Origin of the sequence: Methanofollis sp. W23, from assembly GCF_017875325.1 — an archaeon.
Taxonomy (GTDB): Archaea; Halobacteriota; Methanomicrobia; order Methanomicrobiales; family Methanofollaceae; genus Methanofollis.
This window is the reverse complement of the sequence record NZ_JAGGMN010000001.1, coordinates 985687-1011750: the sequence shown is the minus strand read 5'-3', so window position 1 is coordinate 1011750 and position 26064 is coordinate 985687. Positions and strand designations below refer to the sequence as shown.

General features: G+C 57.1%; 19 protein-coding genes. 13 read left to right on the top strand and 6 right to left on the bottom strand.

Annotated features, from left to right (window positions below; genetic code table 11):
- Nucleotides 1–7: 7 nt before the first annotated feature.
- The 3 genes from J2129_RS04150 (at nt 8) to J2129_RS04140 (ending at nt 1861) form a co-directional block, all read left to right on the top strand.
- Nucleotides 8–310 (top strand): hypothetical protein, encoded by a 303-nt coding sequence (locus tag J2129_RS04150; protein WP_209629667.1) that lies wholly within the window; start codon nt 8–10, stop codon nt 308–310.
- A 135-nt stretch (nt 311–445) separates the two neighbouring features.
- Nucleotides 446–952: a hypothetical protein gene (locus J2129_RS04145; RefSeq protein ID WP_209629666.1), complete on the top strand. Its 507-nt coding sequence runs from the start codon at nt 446–448 to the stop codon at nt 950–952.
- A 267-nt stretch (nt 953–1219) separates the two neighbouring features.
- On the top strand, nt 1220–1861 hold the full coding sequence (locus J2129_RS04140; RefSeq protein ID WP_209629665.1) for a hypothetical protein: 642 nt from the start codon (nt 1220–1222) through the stop codon (nt 1859–1861).
- A 306-nt stretch (nt 1862–2167) separates the two neighbouring features.
- Here the strand turns inward: J2129_RS04140 and rsgA are convergent, their stop codons facing one another.
- Nucleotides 2168–2890: a ribosome small subunit-dependent GTPase A gene (gene rsgA / locus J2129_RS04135; protein ID WP_348632332.1), complete on the bottom strand. Its 723-nt coding sequence runs from the start codon at nt 2888–2890 to the stop codon at nt 2168–2170.
- A 796-nt stretch (nt 2891–3686) separates the two neighbouring features.
- Here rsgA and J2129_RS04130 point away from each other — a divergent pair.
- Entirely contained in the window at nt 3687–4361 is a 675-nt protein-coding gene (locus J2129_RS04130) for a class I SAM-dependent methyltransferase (RefSeq protein WP_209629664.1), read from the top strand.
- 376 nt (nt 4362–4737) lie between these two features.
- On the opposite strand, the gene J2129_RS04125 is transcribed toward J2129_RS04130, so the two are convergent.
- Nucleotides 4738–5880 (bottom strand): hypothetical protein, encoded by a 1143-nt coding sequence (locus J2129_RS04125; RefSeq protein WP_209629663.1) that lies wholly within the window; start codon nt 5878–5880, stop codon nt 4738–4740.
- A 139-nt stretch (nt 5881–6019) separates the two neighbouring features.
- On the opposite strand from J2129_RS04125, the gene J2129_RS04120 reads away from it, so the two are divergent.
- The 7 genes from J2129_RS04120 (at nt 6020) to J2129_RS04090 (ending at nt 19990) form a co-directional block, all read left to right on the top strand.
- Nucleotides 6020–6682: a hypothetical protein gene (locus J2129_RS04120; protein WP_209629662.1), complete on the top strand. Its 663-nt coding sequence runs from the start codon at nt 6020–6022 to the stop codon at nt 6680–6682.
- A gap of 466 nt (nt 6683–7148) precedes the next feature.
- Complete coding sequence (locus tag J2129_RS04115) at nt 7149–8390, top strand: cation diffusion facilitator family transporter (RefSeq protein WP_209629661.1); 1242 nt, start codon at nt 7149–7151, stop codon at nt 8388–8390.
- Nucleotides 8391–8541: 151 nt separating this feature from the next.
- Complete coding sequence (locus J2129_RS04110; RefSeq protein WP_209629660.1) at nt 8542–9687, top strand: DNA repair exonuclease; 1146 nt, start codon at nt 8542–8544, stop codon at nt 9685–9687.
- Nucleotides 9684–12407 (top strand): SMC family ATPase, encoded by a 2724-nt coding sequence (locus tag J2129_RS04105; RefSeq protein ID WP_209629659.1) that lies wholly within the window; start codon nt 9684–9686, stop codon nt 12405–12407. The genes J2129_RS04110 and J2129_RS04105 overlap by 4 nt, the downstream gene beginning before the upstream one ends.
- A gap of 109 nt (nt 12408–12516) precedes the next feature.
- The gene (locus tag J2129_RS04100) at nt 12517–15519 is read left to right on the top strand and encodes a PD-(D/E)XK nuclease family protein (protein WP_209629658.1); all 3003 of its coding nucleotides are present in this window, start codon (nt 12517–12519) and stop codon (nt 15517–15519) included.
- 2 nt (nt 15520–15521) lie between these two features.
- Nucleotides 15522–18911 carry a UvrD-helicase domain-containing protein gene (locus J2129_RS04095; protein WP_209629657.1) on the top strand — a complete coding sequence of 1130 codons (3390 nt, stop codon included), beginning with the start codon at nt 15522–15524 and terminating at the stop codon, nt 18909–18911.
- Nucleotides 18912–19054: 143 nt separating this feature from the next.
- Entirely contained in the window at nt 19055–19990 is a 936-nt protein-coding gene (locus J2129_RS04090; RefSeq protein WP_348632287.1) for an ADP-ribosylglycohydrolase family protein, read from the top strand.
- Nucleotides 19991–20055: 65 nt separating this feature from the next.
- On the opposite strand, the gene J2129_RS04085 is transcribed toward J2129_RS04090, so the two are convergent.
- From J2129_RS04085 to J2129_RS04075, 3 genes are read right to left on the bottom strand one after another with little or no spacing between them, the layout of a single operon-like run.
- Entirely contained in the window at nt 20056–20835 is a 780-nt protein-coding gene (locus J2129_RS04085; protein WP_209629656.1) for an ABC transporter ATP-binding protein, read from the bottom strand.
- Nucleotides 20836–20837: 2 nt separating this feature from the next.
- Nucleotides 20838–21863, bottom strand: coding sequence for an iron ABC transporter permease (locus J2129_RS04080; RefSeq protein WP_209629655.1), 1026 nt, complete (start codon nt 21861–21863; stop codon nt 20838–20840).
- Between the two features lie 12 nt (nt 21864–21875).
- Nucleotides 21876–23048: an ABC transporter substrate-binding protein gene (locus tag J2129_RS04075; protein WP_209629654.1), complete on the bottom strand. Its 1173-nt coding sequence runs from the start codon at nt 23046–23048 to the stop codon at nt 21876–21878.
- Between the two features lie 339 nt (nt 23049–23387).
- Here J2129_RS04075 and J2129_RS13010 point away from each other — a divergent pair, with 339 nt between their 5' ends.
- The gene (locus J2129_RS13010; protein WP_348632286.1) at nt 23388–23492 is read left to right on the top strand and encodes a type II toxin-antitoxin system HicB family antitoxin; all 105 of its coding nucleotides are present in this window, start codon (nt 23388–23390) and stop codon (nt 23490–23492) included.
- 761 nt (nt 23493–24253) lie between these two features.
- Here J2129_RS13010 and J2129_RS04065 read toward each other — a convergent pair.
- Entirely contained in the window at nt 24254–24871 is a 618-nt protein-coding gene (locus J2129_RS04065) for a hypothetical protein (RefSeq protein ID WP_209629653.1), read from the bottom strand.
- 487 nt (nt 24872–25358) lie between these two features.
- On the opposite strand from J2129_RS04065, the gene J2129_RS04060 reads away from it, so the two are divergent.
- Nucleotides 25359–26048 carry a hypothetical protein gene (locus J2129_RS04060; protein WP_209629652.1) on the top strand — a complete coding sequence of 230 codons (690 nt, stop codon included), beginning with the start codon at nt 25359–25361 and terminating at the stop codon, nt 26046–26048.
- Nucleotides 26049–26064: the final 16 nt, after the last annotated feature.

Sequence of the window (26064 nt, the reverse complement as noted above, 5' to 3'; positions counted from 1 at the left end):
AGGGTAATTGAGCAGAGAAGGTAGTATAGACAAAAAAGAAGAGGGGACTGCCGTCCTCGACTCTATCGTGTGGAGGGGTGCGACCGAAGGGAGCTTGAGAAGATTTTTGATCTTCGAGAGCCTGGGGGCGAAACCCCCTCGCAAAGGGGGGAAACACATGACCAGAAGGCTACTCAGACAGATCTATGAGGGTTTCTACAAAGCCATGGGGGGAGAACATCTCTCAAACACCCTGTGTGAAGATCGCTCTAAGTTGATCTCTGGAATACCCCATTATGGCACTCTAGATATCAGAGGTACTCTGGTTTGATGCGATCCCGCGCAAAGAGAGGCGATGGATGCACACGCAGAGGAGAAGTGACTGATCGAATAATCATCTCTCACCAAACCATCACAACCCGTGAGAAAGGTCGACTTAAATAATTCCACGTCCATAGATCGATTCATGACACCCCTCAGCCATGACGACTTCCCAGACCCCCCGGTCTGTCTCCCTGCCTACAGGAGACCCGCAAAAAAGACCGGACAGGTGGTCTGGTGCCCGCACTGCGGTCTCTTTCACCTCCACGGCGAAGGCCCTGGCCGCCTCTTCTTCCACCGGGTGGCGCACTGCGTCCACCCTGTAGATGGGGAGGACCCTTCCCCCTATCTGGCGTCCGGATACTTTGTCATCCCGACAGGAAAGACGCTGCCCGAAAAGGCACGCATCATCGGAGACCGTCTCCACAGAAAAAATCTGGAGACGCCGTCACCTGAGACTCCCCGTCCCCTTCCTGGAGAGTGGGCGCGGCCTCTCACCTATGCCGAGGCCGTCGACTCTATCGTCGAGTGGTACCAGCAGGCAGAGTGCCCTGAGGTGGAGATTGCCGGTGCCCTTGAGGGATTCACGTGGATGTACGAGAGAATCACGGAGAAGTATCGGGCAGAGGAGGGTGAGCAGTCGGCCACCTGATCTCTCCACTTCAGAAGGTGGAGAGTTCCTCCCCTTTTCGGTGTGCACCCACACATCCATCCCTTCTCACACCGCCGCCGCGGGGACGAGTGCCGGCCTGACCGCTGGGATAGCGAGAGGGACGGGACGGCGGAGCTGTCGCCCCCGTGCTGGGAAGAGACACGGGGATCTAAAGGTCCCATCGGATGAGGAATTCCTCCTATTGTCCCAAAATTATGAAGATAAAGAAAAACAACATTTATCAAATCAGAATTCATTTGATATATCATGGCCTTCTTGGACATGCTGGTGAACCGGAACCAGACACCAGAATCAGAACCCACCGAACCCTCAGAGAAGGAGTGCTATATCTGCAGGCGCTCAGAAGAGGAGATACAGGCACTGACCGCGACCATGACCGGGGAGATCGATATGAAGATCCAGCTCCTCTACAACAAGATCAATGTGAGAAAGACTGAGTTCACCCAATATTACCAGTCAATGGTCGACCAACTCGCCGGGAACCAATATCTTGACCTGAAAATCGAGACCATAAAGACCGACATCCCGAATTTCAGCAAAAAAATCCCGAACGTAAACGAGATCATTCAGAAAAGTCAGGACGATTCCGAGACCGTCCAGACCGTCGTGAGCAGGTTGAAGGTCGCGATCGACCAGATGGCCAAGAACCCCGACTATGACCTCAGCAAAGACCATCCAGAAGTGAAAAACACCTATAACGAGATCCAGACCCTTGAAGAAGAGAAAACCTTGATTGCAAATTATCTCAAACTCCAGAGCAAAGAGCTCTGCACGAATAATTCAGGGAGAGACCAGATCAGGGTCCACCTCTGCGGGATCTGCTCGGGATTGCTGGAGGAGGCGAGCAGGGGGTCGTATACGACCGTCGAGGAGTCATCTGAGAACTGATCTGGTCGGCCCCCCTACGCGAACACCGGGCGAGCATTCATTGCGCCCGGGGTTTCTGTCCCTCTACTCCTTGGATGGCAAGGGAGGAAGGACCGTGAGGATTCTTCTTCTCCTCTTGTCCCCATCGTGAGGTGGGGGGACCAGGGAACAGCACCCTCTTACCGCCAGGGAGGGAGAAGTTCATCTCAGTGAGGACTCGGCTCTGTAGAACCCTTCGCCTATTGTATTGTGTGGGAAGGATGTGTGTCGCCCGCCGCCCCCCGCAGAGATGGCTGTCCTGAGGATTTCTACAGAGCCGAGGATTCTTTATTTCCCAACATATTTCCGGTAGTTTCTTGCACCCTGCAGCATCCCCTTATAATTTTTCTTCTCCAGCCTCTTCAGGCCAGGTTCGGCCCGCTCTGACTGAAAGGCGAGTTCGTCCATCAGTTTGTGATAACTATTCACCCGCTCCTCGGTGATGACTCCCTGATGGACTGCCTCCCTGACGACGCAATGTGGTTCGGTGCGATGTGTGCAGTCCTTGAACTTACAGTTCCGGGCCACCTCAAGGATATCTGAGAATGCCTTATCCACACCGTTCGAGGAGTCTCCAAGTTGAATTTCCCGAATTCCAGGATTGTCTATAAATATTCCACCATCTGGGAGGACGAACAATTGCCGCACCGTGGTGGTGTGTCTGCCTTTCTCGTCATCTTCCCTGACGTCTGTGGTCTTCTGGGCCGTTGCATGGAAAAAGGCGTTGACACGCGTGGACTTGCCCACCCCGGACGAACCGATGAGCGCCACCGTCTTATTGGGACTGAGAGAAGATGCGAGCACGTCAAGCCCGTCCTTTGTAAGAGCACTGACGCCGCATACCGGAACGTCACCTGCAATGGACTCCAGTTCTTTGAGGACCGCATGCGGGTCCCCGGCAAGGTTGATTTTATTGAGTATGATCACCGGGCTTGCTCCAGATGAATAGACAATAGTGAGATATCTCTCTATTCTTCTCAGGTCGAGATTTTTTCCAACTGCGGTGACGATGTGTGCGGCGATTCCTTGTTCTCCCCTGCCAGGCCCCGTGCAAGACAGGTCTTCCTTGGCAGGATATCCACGATGGTGTATGAGTTCAATCCGGCATGATCCAGCAGCACGACAAAATCGCCGACCACCGGAGATTTCCTAACCCGGCTCTCATAGACGGTCTTGTGCTGGGCCGCAACTCTTCCTGCAATGTAAGCGGCCAGTGTATGCGGAAAATGCTCTCTCGAACCCTTCGTCCCATCCGGGAATAGAATTCAAGAGAGTCTCTTCTGGCATCTTCGATTCTGGTGGCCCCTCCATTTTGGATCAATCGTAGTGTCTCACCACTATGGGTGTTAATCTTGCTGAGATCTCTTTGAGAGAGAGTAAGAGGAAGTGAGGGTTTCACAGGACCCAGCAGAAGATTTCCACAGGGGTGGTTCTGTGAAATTCTTGCTATATCTCGGTTTTGCGTGCGACTCACTTGCCTTCCCATATCTTCTCGCCGGAGGCGCGGCTTCTCCCCGCACTTCTGGAACGAGGATTGGGCCCAAAAGGCGGAGAGAGCGTGAAGAGGGGTGTGCCGTCCTCGACCCTATCGTGTGACAGGTGTAAGCGGAGCGAACATGAGATGATCAAAGATCTTCTCGAACTTGCTTGCGCTTGTCTCCCCCACATGCCCGGGATAAAGATTCGGCCAGGAAGGCAGACCCGATGGTCCTGGAGAGAGAATCGACACAAGGATCTCCACATGGATGGTCCTATGAATGCACCCCACGCCCTGGATTTATATGCCCGCACTCCCTCACCGATACCCATGGACGAGGTACACGCGGCATTCGACGCCGGGGCGTCAGACTACGACGCCCAGCGAAGATGGATCATCCCTGAGATCGAGGCGTTCTACGGCGCCGCAGTCTGGGCGGCGGCATGGCCCGGGGAGGCGCCCGCCATCCTCGACATCGGTGCCGGGACCGGGCTCCTCTCTGCGCTCCTCCTGCAGCGATACCCAGGAGCCTCCATGACCCTCCTCGACAACTCAGAGAAGATGCTGGAGATCGCAAAGAAGCGTTTTGCCGGGAGGAGCAGGGTGCAGTTTCTGGTCGCCGACTACCGGTATGAACCTCTCCCCGGACACTACAACCTGATCACCTCGGCCCTCTCCATCCACCACCTTGAGCGCGAGGAGAAATATGCCCTGTACAGGCGGGTCTTTGAAGCCCTCACCCCGGGCGGGATCTTTGTGAACGCCGAGGAGGTGAAAGGGGAGAGCGCCTGGCAGCAGGAACGGAACTTCGCCTACTGGGACGCCTTCGTAAACAAAAGCCCCCTGCCCGACGAGAAGAAGCCCGAGATAATTGGACGACGGGACCGGCTGGACCAGATTGAGAGGCTCTCGGTCCAGATGAAGTGGCTGACCGAGATCGGGTTTGTCGACGTGGACGTGGTGTATAAGAACCGGCCTTTTGCGGTTTTTACCGGGAGGAAATGAACGACTGGCAGTTCAGTAAAGATTTTTTAATGGTGCTCTGTGGCGGGGTGGTCGGCCATCGAAGAACAGAGATCTTCTCAAGATCCCTTTGGTCGCACTCCCCCACGAGATCGGTCGAGGACCGCAAGCACCTTCTTTATGTGTATCTGTTCCGCCTTCCCGGCTCCATCGTCATCATGGGGGTCACGGGGCAAGAGTCCCCAGACCCCCACAGACGAGAAGAGAGAGAGGGGCGGCAGTTCGGTGATGGTCTCACCAGAAGGGGAGCGGAGATGCACATCCTTTGGAGACCCACAAGAATTTCAAAGTCGCGTATGCGTGGGCCCAGGGTTCGTTCCTGCTTACCAGGCCATCAAGAGGAACTCTCCAGGCTCATTCAATTCGCATCTAAAAATATCGAGGCATACCGCTCTGCAACCTCAGGGGCCACCAGGGGTTTTTCCTCGTCTAGCCACTCGTAAAACCCCGACATATAGGGTGCCGGCGTCCTCTTCCCCTGGTACACCAGGTCGCCGCCCGTATCCAGCACGACCTTCAGGTACTCCTTCTTCCCCTTCACCTTGAGATAGATGACCGGGGTGTAGCCCGGGATATCGAAGGCGATCACCACCCTGCCAAACTCCCTGACCACATCGTCGGCAGAGAAGACGGCATCCTTGACCCTGACCTCATGCTCCTCGAAGAGCGCCCCGGCACCGGAATGGTCCAGGGTGCCGAGCATGATCTTTTTCGAGATCGGGTTGACGACCGAGGAGATCGTCTCTATCCCGCCGTTTCCCGGGGCGAGCATGGCCCTGACGACCCGCTCCCGGTTGCGGTCATGGACCGCGAGGTAGTCGAAGGACGCCCGTGAACCGATCTCGGCAAGGTCGATGGCCTTCGGGTGAGGAGCAGATCTCTCCGGCCTCCGCCGCAGCGACCCTTCATAGATCAGGTTCCTGATCTCCTCGACCGGGTTGGTGATCAGGATCAGGTTGTCTGGATCAGACGCGATCATTTGAATGCTCTTATACCGCGAGACGTCCACCGACGAGACCAGGACAAAGGGGACGCGCTCCTGCCCGAGCATCGAGGCGAGCAACGTTTTTTTATAGCAGACCTCGTCGTGGAAGGGCTGGAGGTCCATCGTCGAGGTGATCACCTCGAAAAAGCCCAGGTCCCCATGGGGGTCGGTATACATCAGGTCCATCTCGGCGATGGTCTGCCCGTTCCCTCTGACGGTCAGGTCCCCTTTGTCAGAGTAATACAGTCCGTTCTGGCCAGGGTGCGGTTCGATGAACGGGGAGCGAACATCGACGCCCTTCCTGACGATGGACTGAATGGTGTCGGTCTGGAGGGCAAGAGTACGCACGATCTCGTAGACCAGGAATTCATACCACCGCCCCTCACAGGTGCGCTGGAAGCCATAGTCCTCAGAGAAGAGGCCCCACCTCTCATGATACTGGAGATGGCGAAGGGCCCTGAGTGCAATGGCCTCGTCAAAAAAATCTCTGGGATAATTCTCATCCAGCCAATCCAAAAATTCCATTTTCTGATTAGAGGATAAAGGTATGGGAATATTATTGTTTCCATCGTCTGGCCCGGTAAAAACCCCCTGGAATGGATCTCTCTGACCGCGGACCGCCACTATTTTCTGGTGCCAGGCCCACCTCTCCCCCATGGACCTCGCAGCCGAAGCCGTCATACGAGCACAGGACCTCGGCGCCACCGTGGCAGGGTGTGTCCTGGCACGGGCGCTGAACGACTGCCCCTCTGCGCTGAGTGACGGCCCGCCCGGGTTCTGTGCCGATACCGGGTCATTCATGGTGCTCGGGCTCTTCCATGACCCCGACCGTCCTGAACTGGACTGGTGGGAGGAGGGACAGGGTACTCCTGGTGACCAGATGCTGCACCAGATCGCAGAAGATCTCTGCCGCTGGCTAGGAGAGGTGCACGGGACCGATGCCCGCGTCCTCCCCTACCAGATCTATGACGGCGGGATCTACCTGAAGGACGCCGCGGTGATGGCGGGGCTCGGGTTTGTCGGGAGGAACAACCTGGTGATCGTCCCCGGGTGCGGCCCGAGCATCCGGTTCAGGGCGCTCTGGGTCGATGTCGACGTCCCTGAACTTCCGGTCATGCCCTGCTCCTCCTTCTGCGAGGAGTGCTCCGCCCCATGCCTGAGGGCGTGTCCCATGCATGCCTTCTCTGGCGGGCGATACCACCGCGCCCCATGCCTGGAGAGGATCGACGTGAACAAAACGACCGCAAAAGGGGAGCGCCGGGCGATCGATCACTGCCGGGTCTGCGAACTGGTCTGTCCGGCAGGGAGGGAGTCCTGACCCGCCCGCGAGGATCCAGGAGTCCAATACCATCTCTCGCAGCATAAGGTCGCATGCTCCCCCACACGATGGAGAGGAGTGCGGCGGCCCGGTCGTCAGGACCATCGGATGTGCCGCCCTCAATCGCAGAATTTCCGCCGCGGGCTTGCGCCGGGAGGGTCGCACTCCCCGCAGAGATAAGAGAGGCGGGGGCGGCAACGAAGTGGTGGTCCTCTGTGGTGTCCTGATCCGAAAGGGGGAGCACGGGCCCACGCCCTGGAGAACCACGATCATGTTCATCACATATGTGTGAGGCGTGGTCTCGCCTCATGCTGACTTCCACTGACCCACCACTCTCCAGACCTGTTCAGGAGGACCGCCTCTCACAGTCCTCCGGAGATGTGCCTTCCCGGGCTCTTTCCCCGGCCAGGTCTCCGTAATGATTATCAGACGCCGCGAAGAAAAAGCCCCGAGGTGACCTACCGGCATGGGAGAGGCACCCCCCCACAAAGATCGACAGGCGGCCGACGCCGTGGTCCGGCAGGTTGCGCTCATCTCCCTTGCCGTGAACGTCGGACTCGTGCTGGTAAAACTCCTCCTCGCCCGGGTCTCAGGAAGCCTGGCGCTCGGGGCCGACGCCGTCCACTCGTCCCTGGACGTCCTCGCCTCGCTCGCCCTCCTTGCCGGCATCTGGCTCTCCTCGCGCACGAGCAGGGAATTTCCCTATGGACTGTACAAGGTGGAGAACCTCGTCGCCGTGGCCATCGCCCTCCTCGTCTTTTTCACGGCATGGGAGATCGCCGCCACTGCCCTCGCCGGCGAGGCGACGCCCCTCCCCTTCAGCGGATGGGTGCTCGTCGCCGTCGCCGCCCTGGTCTCGGTGCCCTACGTGCTTGGCACCTATGAGGTGCGGATGGGCACCGTCTACCACTCGCCAAGCCTTGTCGCCGACGGGAAACAGCACCGGGTGGATGTGCTCTCCACTTCGGTGGTCTTCTTCGCGCTGCTGGGCCGCTACTTCGGGCTGCCCCTCGACCACCTTGCAGCCCTCGTCGTCGCCGTCTTCATCGCCTACTCGGGATGGGGCATCCTGAAAGACAGCATGCGCACGCTCCTCGACGCCTCGATCGACCACGAGACGCGCGACGTCGTCAGGGCGGCGGTCCTTGCAGAGCCGATGGTGACCGGGGTGAAGGATCTGACCGGCCGAAACTCGGGGCGCTACATCTTTGTCGAGGCGAGCGTCGTGATGAAGCCGACCGACCTTGCAGAGGCGACGCGGGTGGGCGAACGCATCCAGGCCCGCATCCGCGACCAGGTCCCAAATGTGGAGCGGGTGGTCATCCACCCCGAACCAGGCGAACGTTCACGGGTGCGCTGTGCCGTGCCGCTCAGCGATCTCGAGGGGACGCTCAGTTCTCACTTTGGGGAAGCGCCCTACTTCGCCCTCCTCGACTTCAGCGTGAAGGAAGGGAGAGTGCAGCGCAAAGAGATCCTCTCCAACCCGGCCCGCGAGATGGAAAAACAGAAAGGGCTCCGTGCGGCCGAGATGCTCCTCGCCCACAAGCCCGACATCGTCTATGCGAAACAGTCGTTTGCCGGGAAGTCGCCGGAATATGTCTTTGAGTCGGCAAGGATCGAGATGAGGACGACCAGGGTGGAGACACTGAGGGAGCTCACGGGAGTGATCGAGGCGGAGTTGGCGGAGGAAGGAGATAGAACTGGATAATACAAGAAAACATCTTTGAAATGTCTAAATTATACTTGATCGTATCTATCATCAGTTTTGAACACATTGATCCATTTATTCCATAAAATCTCAAGATCCGACAAAAAGCGTCATATTAATATGTATTTTTTGCTATACTGGTTCGCATACAGTGATAAACGTGTTAAAGTTTCTACATACATCTGATTGGCAAATGGGGATGAAGGCAGTCCATACAGGCACAAAAGCAAAAGAGGTCAGAGAGAAGAGGTTTGAAACCGCACAGCACATCGTCGAACTTGCTCATCAGGAGGACGTGGACTTTGTGGTCCTTGCAGGAGACACCTTTGAAGACCACAATGTCGATGATCTCGTAGTAAAGAGGACCGTCGACATCCTCAACCAATTTGCCCCGATCCCGGTGTATGTTCTACCAGGCAATCACGATCCCTGGATACCTGGCGGTGTGTGGGAGAGAGACAGTTGGGAACGGATCGGTCCGCATGTCACTCTCCTTACAGAGAATGAGGAATATTGCCATAGCGACGATGTCGTATTGTACCCCTGCCCCCTCACCCAGAAACAGAGCGGCCTTGATCCGACCGCCTGGATCCCACGCCGCGATGAAGGAGACACACATATCCGCATCGGTATCGCCCATGGATCCCTGGATCTTTTTGCAGACGATGCAAAAAACTTCCCTATAGCCAGAGATCGGGCCGACCAGTGTGACCTTGACTATCTCGCTCTCGGACACTGGCACAGTTTCCAGCAGTCAGGGAGAGCGGTGTATTCGGGTACAATGGAGCCGACCAGTTTTCGTGAACGTGATCCTGGAAATGTAGTTCTGGTCGGCCTCAAAGAAGCCCGCGCTCAGCCACAGATTGAAACGCAGAAGATCAATGCTCTGCAGTGGGTGGAGATCACCCCAGACATCCACACCGTTGAAGATGTCGAGTCCCTTGATGCACAGATCCGCGACCTCGGCCCACTGGCGTCGGTCCTGCTCAAAATATCTCCCATTCTTGAAGAATGTACCGACAGCGATGCTCTGCAACGCCTGGATACATTACAGAAAGAGATGCAGGAACGTGCCTTCTATCTGGAGTGGGCCGAGCCCGTCTGTCGAACATACATTGGTGAAGCCTCTGCCCAACTCCCAGACGGGATACTTTCTCAGGTGGACGAGGCGCTTGCAGCCATTGAAGACGAGCGGATACCCGACGGACCAGGACGGCAGTTTGCGGATCAGGATCTTGAAATCGTTCGAACTGCACGAAATCTCCTGCACCGCCTTGCAGGGGGGCGGTCGGCATGATCATAGAAGAGATCACCGTCAAGAGCTGGCGTAGCTACCGGGAACCTCACACCTTTCAGTTCGATGACGGGTTCAATCTCCTTGTCGGCCGCAATGAAGCAGGGAAATCAACCATCTTTGAGGCATTTACCAGGGTTCTCTTTGATCGGCATTCCTCAAAGGCCGAAGAGATCAGGCAGATACAACCTCTCGGGAGTTCACTCGCTCCAGAGGCGACGATCGTGTTCCGGACGAATGGAGGAAGGTACAAGATCCGAAAGAGATTCCTCAAGAACCCTGTTGCAGAACTTTTCACCCAGCGCGGCGATCAATGGGAACGTGACCACGAGGGCGACGCCGCAGACAACGCAATACGGGAGATTCTTCGAGGAAAAGAGTTTAATCGAGCATCCAGGCCTGAGCACCGGGGACTCTGTCAAGCTCTCTGGTACCTCCAGGGGGACAGCCCTCTCCCAGAGAAGGCATGGGCGGAAGGGGTGAAGGAAGGACTTTCTGGATTTATCTGCCAGGTCGCCAAGTCCGCGGATGAAGATAGGATAATTCAACAGATCGAACATGAATACCTGAAATTTTTCACCCCATTAAATGGTAATATAAAATCCGGTAGTGAACTCGATCGACTCCAGGAAGAGATCTCAGAAATCAAGGACAGACTGCAAGAATTCAATGACGGCACCAGACAGGTAGAAGAATATCGCCAGGATCTGGAAGGACTTTCCGAGGCAAAACGGCTGAAGGATGAAGAATTGAAATCTGCCAGGGATGAAATCACTGGATTGAAAAAGAAACTTGAAAACAGCAAAGAACTGGAAAAGAAGAAACAAGAAAGAGATGAGGTGGTTCAAGAAGCTGAGAGAGAACTTGATAGAATTTCAGGAGACCTTAAGGCAGTTGATCATCGCGTAAAGAAGATCGACGAGATCAACGAGGACCTGACACGGAAAAAGCAGGATTCCGAGGACCTCCAGTTGAAGGCACGTCTGGAACAGAAAGAAGCGGAGCATCACCGCAGTGCCTGGAAACAAATCCAGGAACAGCAACTCCAACAGATGGAGAAAGACATTCTCTCACTTCAGGCGATTGAAAAGACAAAACAACTTGAAAGTGAGAAGAAGGACGTAGAGAAACAGATCAAAAGCATTCAGGATACTGAGAAGGAACTCAAGGTAAAACAGGATGAACTCTCCACGACGCCTCTACCGACGAAGAAACAATTCAAAAAATTCCAGGAGGTACAGAGAGAACTGGAGGTTGTCAATGGCAAGGTAGAACAGGCCGCGATCAGGATCGGGTTCGACCTGCAGGACAGAACCATCCCGATCACTGCAGATCCAGAGGTGGAAGATCTCACCGACGAGGAAGAATTCCTCATCCTCGGCCCGACGACGTTCACGATCGGGGATCTCGGCACGGTTACCATCCGGGGCGGGGGCTCATCGCTCGAAGAATTACATACAAAGGTTCTGACTCTCTCTGATGAAAGAAAATCAATCCTTGATCGTTTTGAAGTGACAGACGAACAGGGACTCTATGATCTCCAGCAGCACCGCTCTGATCTTGAAAGAGAGATCAAGGTCCTTAAGAAAGATCGAAAGAATCTTACCTCCAATGAATCGCGTGACGATCTCAATGAGAGACTCGTAAAGGTCCAACAAAAGATTACAGGCTGGCACAGTGAGGTTGACTCCGCTCCTGTCGAGTGGCGTAATCTTTCTGCCGACGAGCTCACGGAGAAGACAAGAGTTCTCAAAAAACAGAAAAAAGAATTATCAAAGGAAATCGAAAGCAAGCAGCAGAAGGAAGAGGCGGCACGGAGCGCGTACAATGACGCATCCGAAAATGCGGAGAAATCATCACACGATCATATAAAACTTCAAGCACAGAAGACGAGCCTTGAAGATGAGAACTCTGAGGTCTTGCGATCGTACGGCACATATGCTCACCTGCGAGAGGCACTCGCAAACGCAACTGCGGCACTTGATGAAGCCAATGAAGATCATGAGAGCGTACTGCATGAATACAGGATCCTCGTCGAAGAACCAAAGGAACAGTATGAAGATGCCCTGCATGTTGTTCAGGGTCTTGAAGAACAGATCCAGTCTGTCACAAAAGAAATCACCGATAAAAAAGCCCGCATTGATATGATCATTGGCCGGGACATCTACTCCAAGACTGCAGATCAAGAGGCCTTACTGGAAAGGAAGCAGCATCAGTTTGAGAGAATCGGCCGGCAGGCCAGTGCCATAAAACTCCTCCACGAGATGGTACAGGCATTCAAAAAAGAACAGTCAACAGCGCTCTGTGGGCCGGTATCTTCCCTGGTGAATCAGTGGCTCATGACACTCACCGACGGGTCATATCATTCGGTCGGGGTGAACGGGGAACTCCTCCCTGTTGAAGTCCAGAATCCCCGATATCACGAGACGCTCCCGCTCAAGAGTCTGAGTTACGGCACCCATGAACAGATCGTCGTCCTCCTGCGTCTTGCGATGGGCGTCATCTTAAGTGAAGAAGAGCGGAACCTCGTCGTCATCGACGATCGCCTGGTGAACGCCGACCCGTTCAGGATGCGGCGTCTCTGCCAGATCCTCAATGAGGTCGCCGCAGATCATTGTCAGGTTGTCGTAGCCACCTGTAATGATACGCCATATGCGAGGATACGAGGAAATGTGATCCGGGTTCCAGATGATGGGAAGAGAGAGGATTGTAATTTTAACTGATCTGGAGAGGTGGAGATAGGATATCACCTTTTTGCTGATCTATCCCCACTCCACAACCAGACAACAACCTTCATCCACCCTCCCCTCCCATCCTCTCACGACCAGAACCATGCCTGTCACGCTCTACCCCATCCTCCCTGGCGACCGCCTGGACGAGTTCGTCGCCGGCTTTCGCGCCGCCGCAGCCGTCGACCCCTTCGGCACCTGGCTCATCCTTCCCACCGGCCGATTGGTGCGCGAGGTCCTCCGCCGTCTCGACGAGGAGGGCGTCGCCGTCATCCAGAGCAGGGTGACCACCCTGGCCGGATGTGCCCGCACCCTCTTCGAGGACCACGCCACAGACGAACGCCTCATCGACGAAACCGAGTCGACCCTCATCCTCTCGCACCTCCTTGCCGAGCATGCCGACCGCCTCACCCTCCTGACGCGCACCGGACGGAGCGGGCAGGGGGCGGTGCAGGATCTCAGGAGCCTGATCACGCAGATCGCCTACCGGCAGGTGGCCTACCCTGAAGCCCTCGGCGACCTGCAGAGCGAGAAGAGCGCGGAGATCGCCTGGGTGCGGGAGGCGTACCTTGCATACCTTCACGAACACCGGCTCGTGAGCCGCGGCATGATCCTCCTCTGGGCAGAGCGCTGGCTTCTCGACCACCGCGAGACGAGCACCGGCACCGTCTGGGTCTATGGTCTCATCGAGCCGTTGCCCCTGCAGAAAGCGCTGGTCCTTGCCATCAGAGACCGGGCGGCGGCGCTCCACTATGCCCTCCCGGTCCTTGGCGGCGACGAGGGGGCGTGGCTCGGCGAGGTCGAGCGTCTTCCTGGCAGGGCCGCGGATCCCGCCCGTCCCCGCCAGATCAGGCTCGCGGCATGGAAAGACCGGGTCGAGGAGGTGAGGGGGATCGCCGGCGAGGTCAGGGCCCTCATCGAGGAGGGGGTGAGTCCGGGCGAGATCACCGTCGCCTTCCCAGACCTCTCCAGGAGCGGCGCCCTCGTCGCCGAGGTCTTCCCTGACTTCGGGCTCCCTTACGCCCCTTCAAAAGGCCTACCCCTCCCCCGATCGCCTCTCGTCCAGGCCCTGATGACCGTGCTCGCCACCCCAGCCAGGGCCTACCGGCGCGAGGACGTCGTGGCCCTCCTCAAAACGCCCTATCTCGGCGGTCCGGCCGGAGAGGTCGACGGCGACCTGGTGGATGCCCTTGCTCGCGAGGCCAACATCGTCGCCGGGGCCGAGGCCTGGGACCGGCGGCTTGCCGCCCTGGCCGACAGGCAGGACGACGACGAAAAAGTGGCGAAGATCGCCGAGGTCAGAGAGAGACTTGTCGCCCTCTTCGCCGACCTGGCCACCCTCGAGGGTACCAGGTCGCTCTCCGAACACCTCGATGCCTTCCGCGCCCTCCTCGATTGCTGGGAGTCACCCTGTCTCCAGACAGAGGGCGACCCCGTGCTCTCCGACCAGGAGGGGCGCGACCTCGCCGCCTTCCGCGAGGTTCTCGACTCCCTGGCAGGTGCGGCGCCCTGGGTGCCGACGCGGCCCATGGACCTGGCCAGGTTCCACTCGGGCCTCGGCCTCCTCCTGGCCGGGGGCAGGGCCGCCCCCCTGCAGAACCGCCATGCCGTGCAGGTGGTCGGCATCCGCGAACTCCCGCACCTCTCGGTCCCGTATCTCTTCATCGGCGGCCTCGTCGAGGGCGAGATGCCTGACCTCGCTGGCCGCCTCCCTTTCACCAACGACCAGGAGACGAGACGCCTCGGGACAAGGACCGGTGCCGAGGTGCTCCGCGAGGAGCGCTCCTACTTCCTCGCCGCCCTCCGTGCAGGGGAGCACGTCTACCTGAGCGCCCCTCTCTCAGACGGCGACCGCCCCCTCCTCTGCTCCTCGTTCCTCGACGAATTCGTCGGAGACGCCGGGACCTGGGGCGAGAGAGGAGCGGATTATTCCAGGCTCTGGGCCGCGGCCAAGGCAGGCGCCGCGTTCTCTGACGGGCGCCTCGCCGACGGGGCCGCCCTCCTCCCTCCTCACCTCAGGGTGGAGAACCTCGTCGCCAGGATCAATGTCGAGACCCGGGCACGGAACGGGGCGTTCGAATCCCCCTTCGACGCCGTTTTCACCGCCGACGAGGAGATCTCAGCCGCCCTTGCTGAGCGGTTCGGCCCTGACGCCGTCTACTCCCCGACCGCCCTGGAGACCTATGCCCGCTGCCCCTTCTGGTTCTACCTCGGCAAGGTCCTCGGGCTCGAAGCCTTCCCTGCGATCGAGAAAGACCTCCCTCCCCAGGAACGGGGTCGTCTGGTCCACCAGATCGCCTTCAGGTTCTATTCTGGATGGGACGGGGCACGTGTGGTCACCGCAGAGAACCGTGCCCAGGCACTCGACGCCCTCCAGGTCATCGCCGCAGAAGAACTCGAGGGCTACCCCTTCTCAAGCCCGGCATGGGTGGTCGGGTGCGAGCACCTCCTCGGCTCTGAGGCCACGGGGCCAGGCGTGCTGGAAGAGTTCCTCGCCGCCGAAGAGAAACGTGCGGCCTCGCCCTTTCTCCCGGCCCACTTCGAGTTCTCCTTCGGGATGCCGCTCGGCGACACCGACGCCGACCCGGCCTCGGTCCCCTCTCCAGTCGCCATCCCCCTCGGAGACGGGGAACGTCTCCTCCTGCGAGGCCGGATCGACCGCGTGGACCTCTCACCAGAAGGATCGTTCCTCATCACCGACTACAAGACCGGCAGCACCCACCCACTCCCGCGTGAGATCACGGAGGGCACTGCCCTCCAGCTCCCCCTCTATATCCGCGCCGTCGAGGCACTCACCGGACTTGCCGGGGTCGGCGGCACCTATTATATGGTGCGCAAAGGAGAGACCAGAAACAAGGCCGTGCTCTGGGACACCAGGATAAAACCCCATCTCAAGGGGTTTTCAAAGGCGAGAGAGAGCGAAGTGGACGATATCGAGACCACAGTCCAGGCCACGCTTGACCAGGTGCGCGAATATCTCCGTTCCATCAGGGCCGGATACTTCCCGCCGGCACCGCGAGTGACGCCGTGCCTGCCGTACTGCGAGTGCAGGACGGTCTGCAGGTGCGACAAGTGGCGCCTTGCCGCGCCGCTGAGGGAGGAGTGAAGATGGCGCTGACTGAACGCCAGGAAGAGGCCGCTCTCCACCACGACCAGAGCATCTGCGTCACCGCAGGGGCCGGGACCGGCAAGACTCATGTCCTGGTCACCAAATACATCGACCTCCTGAAGACGGAGGCGTGCGGCGTCAGGGAGATCCTCGCCCTCACCTACACCGACAATGCCGCGGCCGAGATGAAAGAGCGGGTCCGCATCGCCATCGACAGAGAAGAGGGCGAGCGGTGGGGCCAGATCCGCGACGACTTCTCGTGGGCCAGCATCTCCACCTTCCATGCCTTCTGCACCGGGTGCCTCCACGAATTCCCGCTCGAGGCCGGGGTCGACCCTGCGTGTGTGGTCCTCGACGAGCGCCAGGCCAGGCAGATCAGAGACGAGGTCATCGAGGGGCTGGTCTATGGCGAACCGCCAGAGCAGTGCCGGGCGGCGGTCATCCGCACCCTCCGCGCCCTCGGAGCCTCGGGGCTGGAACAGTGTCTCCTGCGCCTCTACAACAAACGCGAGACCGCCGGGGAGTTCTTCGCCGCCCTCGGGGAGGACGATGGAATGGTGCTCGACGCATGGGAGACGAGGATCAGGGCCGCGCAGGCGGAGGCGTTCGCTGCGTTCATGGAGGACACGCACTGCCAGGCCCTCGTCGAGACCCTCTGCGACCTTGCGGCACGCTATCCTGGCGACGCTGATCCGGCGATGCGCTACCTTCGTGCCGTCGAGCCCCTCCTCCCGGTCAGGGACGCACCCGGGATCGCCGCCGTCGCCGGGGTGAACGCGACGTTCAAGAGGGGTTTTGGCCAGAAGAAGAACTGGGATGAAGACGACCTCGTCCTGGTCAGGGCCACCTTCGATGAGTTCAAGACGGCCATCGAGTCTTACGCAGAGATCTGCACCCTCTCGGTCGAGAGGGACGACCCCTTCACGCAGACGGCCCTGGACTTCTTCGCCGACCTTGGCACGGTCTTCTCCACCTTCCTCGACCGCTACAATGCCGGGAAGCGGCGGCTCGGCGGGCTCGACTTCTCCGACCTGATCCACTCTACCTACCGGCTCTTCTGCGAGCACGACCACCTGGTCGCAGAGCACTTCAGAACCCGCTACCGCTACATCCTCGTCGACGAGTTCCAGGACACCGACCCGGTGCAGACGACAATCCTCAGAAGGATCCTCGGCGACCTGGTGCAAGAGCAGGAGCACCTCTTCATCGTCGGCGACCCCAAGCAGTCCATCTACCTCTTCAGGGACGCCGACGTCACGCTCTTCAAGCGGGCCAGGGAGGCGATCGAGACCGACCTCGGCGGGAGGGAGGTGTCCCTCGACGTCAACTTCAGGAGCACGCCGCAGGTCGTCGGGTTCGTGAACGCCGTCTTCTCGGCGCTGATGGCAGGAGCGAGCAAGCCCTGGGAGTTTCGCTACGACCCCCTGAGGGCATGTCGGCAGGACGAAGGCTCGGTGGAACTGCTCCTCGCGCCGGCCGACAAGGACACGGTCACGGCGAAGAAGAACGAGGCTGAGATGGTGGCGCAGAAGGTCGCCGACCTCGTCGGGACTTTCATGGTCTACCCTGACAGGGAGGCGCCTCGGCCCGCGGCGTACGGCGACGTCGCCATCCTCCTTGAGCGGCGGACCAATCTTGCCTATTATGAGCGGGCGCTGCGGGCGGCCGGGGTCCCGTACCACGTCCATTCAGGCCTCGGGTTCTATGCCCGCCAGGAGGTCTACGACCTCTACAACCTCCTCTGTGTCCTCGACAACGGCCTCGACGACGTCGCTCTCTATGGGGTGCTCAGGTCGCCGTACTTCGGTATCTCAGACGCCGACCTCTTCAGGATGGCCGGTGCAGCACCGCTCAGGGACCGTTTGTACGACTACGCCGCCGAACACCCGACCTCAGACCTCGCCGCGGCGGCCGCACTCCTGGAGACCTGGGCCAGACTCGCCCGCCGGGTGCCGGTGCCCTTCCTCCTCGGGCGGGTTCTCGACGACTCAGGGATCTATGCGGTGTACGGGGGCATGCCCGACGGGGCGCAGTGCCTGGCCAATGTCGAGAAGTTCGTCGGGATGACGCGGGCCGCCGGCGAGGTCTCCCTGGCGGCATGGGTCGCAGAACTGAAGCGCTGCATCGAGGAAGAGGAGAAGGAGGGCGAGGCCCACCTGGACCCGACCGCCACCGACGCCGTCAGCATCATGACCGTCCATGCGGCCAAGGGCCTGGAGTTCCCAGTGGTCATCGTGCCAGGGCTTGCCGAGGAACCGCCTTCAAATTCTCAGAAGATCTTCATCGAGGACAGGCTCCTGATGGGCGCAAAAATCCCCGACCCTGCCCGCGACTTCACGCCCCAGGAGACCCCGGTCTACACCCTCCTCAAAATGGAGCATGAGCAGAAACTCGTGGCCGAGAGACTCCGGCTCTTCTATGTGGCAGTGACGCGGGCAAGAGACCACCTCGTCCTCTCAGGGGTGAGGCCTGAAGAACTCGGAACGCCGCTCCCCTCATCTCCGACCAGGATGGACTGGCTCTGCTCGGCGGTCGGGCTCTCTGAGGAGGAGGTCGAAGCCGGCGGGACCGAGGTGGGCGGGGTCACCCTCACGATCACCGCTGCACTCCCAGGGGTCGAGGCCGAGGAGACCGGGGTCGCCGGGCCCATCGTCCTGCCTTCCGGGGACCTCCCCTCCGGAGGCCCGGCGTCGATCGTCGTCGCCGAGGAGGAGCGCCCCTATTCGGTGAGCGAGATCGAGCGCTACCTCGCCTGCCCTCGGGCCTATGAAGAGGGGAAGGAGGCGGCGGGCCGACGTGCCCGCGGACCCCAACCCCCGGGATGGGCGACGACAAAGGGGCTCATCCTCCACGAGGTCCTCCGCGGCCGGGACCCGGCGGCGGTCTGCGCCAGGTACGGCGTCGACGACCAGGCGGTCGTCACGGCATGCGAGGAGATCTATACCCGTTTCATGGCCTCGCCGCTCATGGCCGGGGCGCTCGCCGACCACTGCGAGGTCCCCTTCAGGGTAAGGCTCGGCGGCGTGCTCTTCAAGGGAGCGATCGACCGCCTGGTCAGGACGGCGGGCGGCGAATGGGTGCTCATCGACTACAAGACCGGGCGGGTGCGAGAGGAGGCGGTGCCTGCAAAGGTGGACGAGTATGCGATGCAGATGGTGGTGTACCGCGACGCCGCCGAGGCAATCCTCGGGCAGAGGGTGCGCCCCCTCCTCTACTTCACGCACCTCGACCGCTTCGTGGCCGTGGAGGTCGACGAGGAGGCGGTGCGTGCGCGGACCGTGCAGGCGGTGGAGGCGATCGAGGCGGGGCGGTTCTGCTTTGTGGAGTGTGAGGGGTGTGATAGGGAGGGAGAGTGTCCTTGTCTCCTCAGGATCTTCGAGCGGGAGTAGCATCATATAAAACTGGCAGGAAAGAGACAGGTAGTTTCACACTCCCTGTGCCTAATCTCGATTAGTACGAATCGTGATAAGGGATTGTGTGGACCGGGAGGGATCCAGTGTCCCTGTAAACAGGGAGAGCAGAGGGACATTTTGTGCAAGAGCATGGAGGGTGCATGATGGACCACCGTTCCCGCGTCCGCGGCGCTCTCCTCGGCCTGGCCGCCGGCGACGCTCTCGGCACCACGCTGGAGTTCAAACTACCGGGCTCGTTCGAACCGATCACCGATATGGTCGGCGGCGGGCCGTTCGCCCTTGAGGCCGGGGAGTGGACCGACGACACCTCCATGGCCCTCTGCCTTGCCGAGAGCCTGGTCGAGTGCAGGGGGTTTGACCCGGTCGATCAGCTGGAGCGCTACTGCCGGTGGTTCATGGAGGGCTACCTCTCCAGCAACGGGACCTGCTTTGATATCGGGACGACGACGCGAAAGGCGCTCCAGCGCTTCATGCTCTCTGGCGAACCCTTCCCTGGCCCCACCAGCCCTCATGCCGCGGGCAACGGCTCGCTGATGCGTCTCGCACCGGTCCCCCTCTTCTATGCCGCCGACCCCGTCCGTGCGATCGCCCTCTCAGGTGAGAGTTCGCGGACCACCCACGGGGCACAGACCGCGGTGGACGCCTGCCGGTACTTCGGCGGGCTGCTGGCCGGGGCGGTGCAGGGCGCTTCAAAGGAGGATCTCCTGGCCGAGCGCTTCTGTCCGGTGCCGGGGTACCGGGACGCCCATCCCCTCTGCCCTGAGGTGGACGCGGTCGCGGCCGGGTCATTCCGCGAGAAGGAGCCCCCCGAAATTCGTGGGAGCGGCTATGTCGTCTCCTGCCTGGAGGCCGCCCTCTGGGCCTTTGACCGGAGCACCTCCTTCCGGGAGGGGTGCCTGCTCGCGGTGAACCTCGGCGACGACGCCGACACCACCGGCGCGGTGTATGGGCAGATCGCCGGGGCGTATTATGGGGAGGAGGGGATCCCGGCGGCGTGGGTGGAGCGGCTCGCGCTGCGGGAGAGGATTTTGGAACTTGCGGATGGATTGATCTGAAGTGTTCCTGGAAGATGGCATCGTAATCCCCCGGATAGATAGGTATGTGGGAGACCAGAACCGCTTCATATTCGGTTGAAATGATTCATATATTCAGTGGGGAGAACAACCTGCCTCCCTTCAGATTTCATCACGGTCGAGACCGGGCCGTAGAGTTTGGAAAGATTTTTTTCTGAGATAACTTCCTCTGGATCTCCATAATCAAGGATCGTTCTCTTCAGGATGGCCACATGAGAACAATACCAGAGTACGTGGTTTGGATCATGGGTCGTCACAATTACCGTCTTGCCTGAACTGGCCAATGTCCTCATGCAACTCCAGACAAGCAACTGATTGGAATAATCAAGGGCTGAAGATGGTTCGTCGAGGAACAGAAGTGGGGTGTCCTGATTCAGGGCGCGAGCAAGGGTCACCAGTTGTTTCTCTCCCCCACTTAATTCGGTGATAGGGCGGTCCCGGAGACTGGAGACTCCCAGGGCGTCAAGCGCTCTGTCGGCAAGGATTTCATCTGTTTTCGTCGGCCTGTAGTGGCAAATATAGGGGTTGCGTCCCATCAGAACGATTTCAAAGGCGGTAAAAGGGAATGTCTGCGTTTGACTCTGCGGCACGTACGCCATTAACTTTGCCCTTTCTCTGGAGTCCAAAGATTCCATGGGCTGACCATCATAGGCAATGGTGCCGGTATACTCTTTGAGTAACCCGAGACAGCACTTCAAGAGTGTTGATTTTCCCGAACCATTCGGCCCATACAGTGCGCAGAGCGATCCTTTCGGGATATGAACCGTTACCTCTTCAAGAACTCTGTTCCGGGTATACCTGAATGAAAGGTTGTCTATCGTGAACATGGTCATCCGACAAAGATCGCTTTGTTCCTCCGGACAAGGTAGATGATATATGGTGCAGCGATAACAGAGGTCAGAATACTGATCGGAACCTCGCCCCCTGTCAGGGTTCGAGCGAGCGTGTCGCAGAGCAGGAGAAAGGCCCCCCCGAAGAGTGCAGAGAAGGGGACGAGTGCCCGATGTTCAGGTCCCACAAGCATTCTCGCGATATGCGGGATAATGAGTCCGACCCACGCAATGATCCCCACAGTAGCAACTGCGAGTGACGCGATCAGGGTAGAGAAGAATATGGTAATGATTCGTGTCTTCTGAACATCCAATCCGAGGGTCTGTGCCTCGTCGTCGCCAAGAGTAATTACGTTCATTCGCCAGGCCATACTCCATAGGATCAAAAATGCAATGAGAATTGCCGGCACAATGATCAGTACGTCCTTCCAGTCGGCAACATAGATCCCTCCCATGAGCCAGAACGTCAGGTCACGCAACTGCTCTGAATGAGCGATAGTCTTGAGGAATGATAGTCCCGCGGTAAATAACGCATTTATCACAATTCCAATCAGGATGAGGTGGAGGAGTTGTGTTTTTCCATCTTTCGTTGCGAGAGAATAGACCAGGAATACTGCGGACAACGAGAATAATAGTGCCGTGACCTGGAGAGAAAAGATTTGAAACCCGAGAACGATTGCGAGCCCTGCCCCGAAGGCCGCTCCTGACGATGCACCGAGAAGATACGGCTCTACAAGAGGGTTTCTGAAAACGGCCTGATAAACACACCCGGCGACGGAGAGGCCTGCACCGATGCTGACGGCAAGGAGTATTCGTGGAATTCTGACGTCCAGTATCACCACCGAGTGGAATACGTTCTCACTGGCCTCCCCGAAAAGTGCGGAGCAAAGAACCGAGAGAATGTTGCCCGGGGTTACCGGGAACGCACCGGCACAGAGAGCTATGAGTATCAGAACGAGGAGTGAAACGATCACTCCGCCAAAATACAATATATTTTTGTCTTTTTTTGGGGATGATGTGTTCATTTTCTAAAAGTGTTAGTATGAGGAGTCATAGGTCCATTTGAGGTATTGTTTATCGGCGAGTTCGGTTGCCTGAGTGGCGTTGATCCCGTACAGCATGGTATGATAGTCGGTTAACCACTCATTGACCTTTACATCCTCAAACTGATCTGGATAGGTGCTCTTTGCTTCGAGGAGGATGACGGTCGGGAATTCGAGGCAGAAGTCTCCCCACCAGGGGCATATTCCTACAGTAACAATGTCGTGGTTTTCTACTGCCGGGAGTATACTCCATGACTCGAATCCTTCCAGGGTATAGAAGTCTTCAGGGGCTGGAATCGCGATCGGCCCGTCTACCACTACAAGTTTGTCCGGCTTGAAAGCAATGATCTGCTCTTTTGACATGATCTGCGTCTGGTTGCCCAGATAAACATTTTTCAGATGCGCGATCTCAGTTGAGAATCTGGCAGAGCCGTAGTCCTCTCCCCAGACATAGGCGGAACCGTCCTTTGCAAGTCCGACGATGAGCACGGAGGGTTTCTCATCGTCCGGGATGTTTGCCGTACGTTCCTGTACCATCGTGATTGTGGTGTTGATATATCCGACAATCGCATTTGCCCGGTCCTGTGCGTCAAAGATCTCTCCTATGAGACGGATGGCTTCATATTGGGTTTCAATTGAGTTCTCCGCCCCGTTCACTCCTGCCGATTTGACGATGACAACCGGGATACCTGCAGATTCTATCTTCTCGATGAATTCCCCGGTGGCATCGTTCTTTTCCGTATTGTCGAGCATATGCCAGATGACCAGGTCGGGTTCTGCGGCGAGCAATGTCTCGAAGTTAAAACCGCCATAGTACGCATACCCGAAGTTGGATCGGGTGAGAAGGTCCGGCCTGAGATAGAGGGTGTCCCGATTTCGTGTCGGATCAGATGATTTCGGATTGATGACTCCTCCTGTGGCTGCGATCCTGTCATCGACACCCAGAGCAATCATGGTCTGAACAACAAGCCCTTTATCAATGATTGCAACGTGCTGGGGGTCGGCCGGAATCATCACTTCATGCCCGGACATGTCGGTGATTGCCTTGGTATTGGTGTTGTTTTGCTCCGTCGAACCGGCTTCAGTACAGCCTGCACCGAGCACTATTGCGGCAAAAATCAGGGATAGGATTATCAACCCGAATATGGGTTTGAATTGTTTCATCATTATGAATGTGGAACTAAAAGCGAAAAAGATTCTTATTTTTAATTCTATAGGGCATTTTATAGAATTTTCAAGGCATTATCGGAGATGTAGTCGTGTATCTTCCTTGAGGAGGGGATTGGCATCTTCTCTCTCCTGGAACCGCCGGATGTGACGTGGAAGTGGATCAAGGACCCACCTCACCCGGGTTTTTATTTCTGGAATGTCCTTCTGGAGTGCACAGGTTCTGACAGCCAGAAACAGGATCATTGTCAGAGGGTTCCATGGCATTACCGGATGATCAAGTATAAACACCCACATTGCCAGGTGGTGGTATGAAACTGCGGGTTGTGCTTGAGCCGAGTGAAGAAGGGGAGATACACGATTTCTGTACCGAGCCTTCCGGGCTGCATCAGTGAGGGGGATACCAAAGAAGAAGCAATAGAAAAATATCAGGGAAGCGATTGATCTCTCCCTCGAAACGGTCGAGGACGATTCTGTTTTTTCAGACCAGTCCGAGCAGATCGAGATCGCCGTATGAATACGGTGCCAGTTCTGAATGACGACAGGATCGTTCCGGCTCTTCAGAGAGATGGATGGGTCGTGGTCCGGCGCAACAGGGCAGCCATCTCCGTCTCCATAAGCACCTCCCCGATACAACCCTGAAACTGACCGTGCCCATGCATACGCCGGTCACGCTTCGACGCGGTTACCTATTTTGAAGCAGGCCAATATAAGTGTCGAAGAACTGAGGAATCTCCTATAAATCAGCGGAGGCTCGTTCCCTCTTTTTTGCTCCGGTCATGAGGGGGGCGGGGCGATGATCCCGTGAGGCCCCTCCCGGCCCTGACGATACTTACACCTTTCCAGCAGATTTTTAGCAGATTCCCAGCAGGTGCCGCGACGATCAAACGGTGAGGAGAAGCGTTTGATCTCACAGTACTAGTACAGATAGAGAGACGCGTCTCTCTCTTAGTACTAAAGTACAGCAGAACAAACACCCACACGGTAGCCGGGGCCCTCATGGGTCTGTGGGTGGGTGTGTGTGCGAGATCCGAAATGTTGTAACTGATCCACTGATCTCGCCGGATGTGGGAGATTGGCTGGATCTGGCGGCATTACGCGGCCTGTTGAATGTCGGCACCTGCCGCGAACTGCTGTAAACTGCTGAAAAGATGTAAACGTCTCCCTGGCCGACGTCCATAGGGGTTCTCTGGGCACATAGACCCTCAGGCAAGGTTTTCATAGCACGCGAATCGGTCCAGTTCTCTACACAATATCTGCAGTGCGTGCGTGCACTGTGTCTTCAGTCTCACCTGATCGTCTTCTGGGACCGTCGTCCCATGAAATTTTTCCTCGATGTCGCGCACGATGATCTGGGTCAACTCATTTTCATCGAAGGAGTCCATGTCAAGAGAGTATTCTGACGAAGAACTCTCGATTTCGTCCCCATAGATCTCGCGAACAGATTCATAACACCCCTCATCCAACTCTTTCTCCAATATTCTGAACAGAATCTGTCCCTGGTCCTCAGAGAGATGAAAATGAGACCTGACACACGCGGAACCTGCCTGAGAGATCCTGGTGATGATCTCGTCATATGAACAGGAGGCGTTCGCCTCGTCCAGGGCATCTGAAAGTTTATCCTGAAGATCTTCAGACTCGCTGCATTCCCTGTCTGTCATGCCGAGTGCCCTCTGGGTGATGACCAATATCCTCTCGATGAGATCTTCGACCCCGAAAAAATCGAGGTCAAAATCGATGGAGTCGATCCCTGATCCAGAAGAGATCTCGTCAAAATAGTTCAGAAGGTCGGTCTGGATCTTCTCTGCGAGTTCTTTGCGCATGGATGGGGGAACGGTGCGGTCTATTTCTTTCCCGGTCTCGACGATATCACAGATCCAATCAATGTGGTTTTGAATATAAATGACGTCTACGATCATATGGGGATTTTATTTTATTTGGCCCATTAAATTCTTTTATACTTGAGTCGCAACGCCCGCATTCCAGACCTCCTGGGGCGACGGCGTTACGCATGCATGGAAGGGCCTCCGATGCCCTGGGGAGATGATGAGTTCAGTGGGTGAAGACGATCTGTTCCAGATCGTCAGGCATGACCCCGACAAAGATCCGCTGGGATGCAGGGTTTGGCGCGGGATTCAAGGGGCGACCACCCCTCTGCCAGAGAGAAATATCCAGAGGGCTTCTACAGAAGTCCATCTTAAAAAAACAGAATCTTATATTGCATTTATTCGTTGATATGATCAATACTCTCTTTGGATCATAAAAATAATTTTGATTAAGCATACTATTACACAAAGAAAGGGTTTTCATGTGTTCAAACAAGTTATAATCATCACTGATGATTCTGGAACTATCTTGCCAACGAGAAATATCTGGAAATCAACGTTCGGGACTGGCATCGACATTCGAAAACATGATCATATCCTCCAGATCTTAGGAAAGAACGGATTAAAGATTCCAACAAATGATCTGGATAATGAAAAGAAGTACCAAGAGTTGTTATATGAATATATTCGACCTGCGAAATTTATGTATGCAGGTATGTTCTCTGAGGTTCGTTCTTTTGTAGATGAGTTAGGCAAGAGATGTGATGTCGATCTCTATATCATCTCAGGAAGGTATGGATTGATCAATCAGAATGATGAGATTATACCTCACAAATATCATATCAATACGATCGAGAGGTTAGAAGGTCTGGACGATGCTTTGGACTTCAGCACTAAGATTCAAGAGTTGTGTATTGATAGATCAATGCTGATTTTGTGTTTGCCAAAGCATTATATCTCATACTTAAATTCGATCCGGTGGTTCGAGGAGATCCCCGAGGATACAAACATCGTAATGATCACGAGCAATGAGTTCTCATACCTGGAGTCTCAACAGGGCAATATCAGAGTACTTCCAAGAAAGGGGGTCTGTCGTCTAGGTAAAGAGAATAAAAAAGAGATACAGGATCTCATCTTGCGCGATTTAAACTCAATTGATCAGACATCAGGTTAATCTGGATCAGTTCATT

Bases quoted from the DNA above. Each gene is read 5' to 3' on its own strand.
- J2129_RS04145 (WP_209629666.1), top strand. From the start codon at position 446: ATGACACCCCTCAGCCATGACGACTTCCCAGACCCCCCGGTCTGTCTC.
- J2129_RS04140 (WP_209629665.1), top strand. From the start codon at position 1,220: ATGGCCTTCTTGGACATGCTGGTGAACCGGAACCAGACACCAGAATCA.
- J2129_RS04130 (WP_209629664.1), top strand. From the start codon at position 3,687: ATGGACGAGGTACACGCGGCATTCGACGCCGGGGCGTCAGACTACGAC.
- J2129_RS04120 (WP_209629662.1), top strand. From the start codon at position 6,020: ATGGACCTCGCAGCCGAAGCCGTCATACGAGCACAGGACCTCGGCGCC.
- J2129_RS04115 (WP_209629661.1), top strand. From the start codon at position 7,149: ATGGGAGAGGCACCCCCCCACAAAGATCGACAGGCGGCCGACGCCGTG.
- J2129_RS04105 (WP_209629659.1), top strand. From the start codon at position 9,684: ATGATCATAGAAGAGATCACCGTCAAGAGCTGGCGTAGCTACCGGGAA.
- J2129_RS04100 (WP_209629658.1), top strand. From the start codon at position 12,517: ATGCCTGTCACGCTCTACCCCATCCTCCCTGGCGACCGCCTGGACGAG.
- J2129_RS04095 (WP_209629657.1), top strand. From the start codon at position 15,522: ATGGCGCTGACTGAACGCCAGGAAGAGGCCGCTCTCCACCACGACCAG.
- J2129_RS04085 (WP_209629656.1), bottom strand. From the start codon at position 20,835: ATGTTCACGATAGACAACCTTTCATTCAGGTATACCCGGAACAGAGTT.
- J2129_RS04080 (WP_209629655.1), bottom strand. From the start codon at position 21,863: ATGAACACATCATCCCCAAAAAAAGACAAAAATATATTGTATTTTGGC.
- J2129_RS04075 (WP_209629654.1), bottom strand. From the start codon at position 23,048: ATGATGAAACAATTCAAACCCATATTCGGGTTGATAATCCTATCCCTG.
- J2129_RS04065 (WP_209629653.1), bottom strand. From the start codon at position 24,871: ATGCGCAAAGAACTCGCAGAGAAGATCCAGACCGACCTTCTGAACTAT.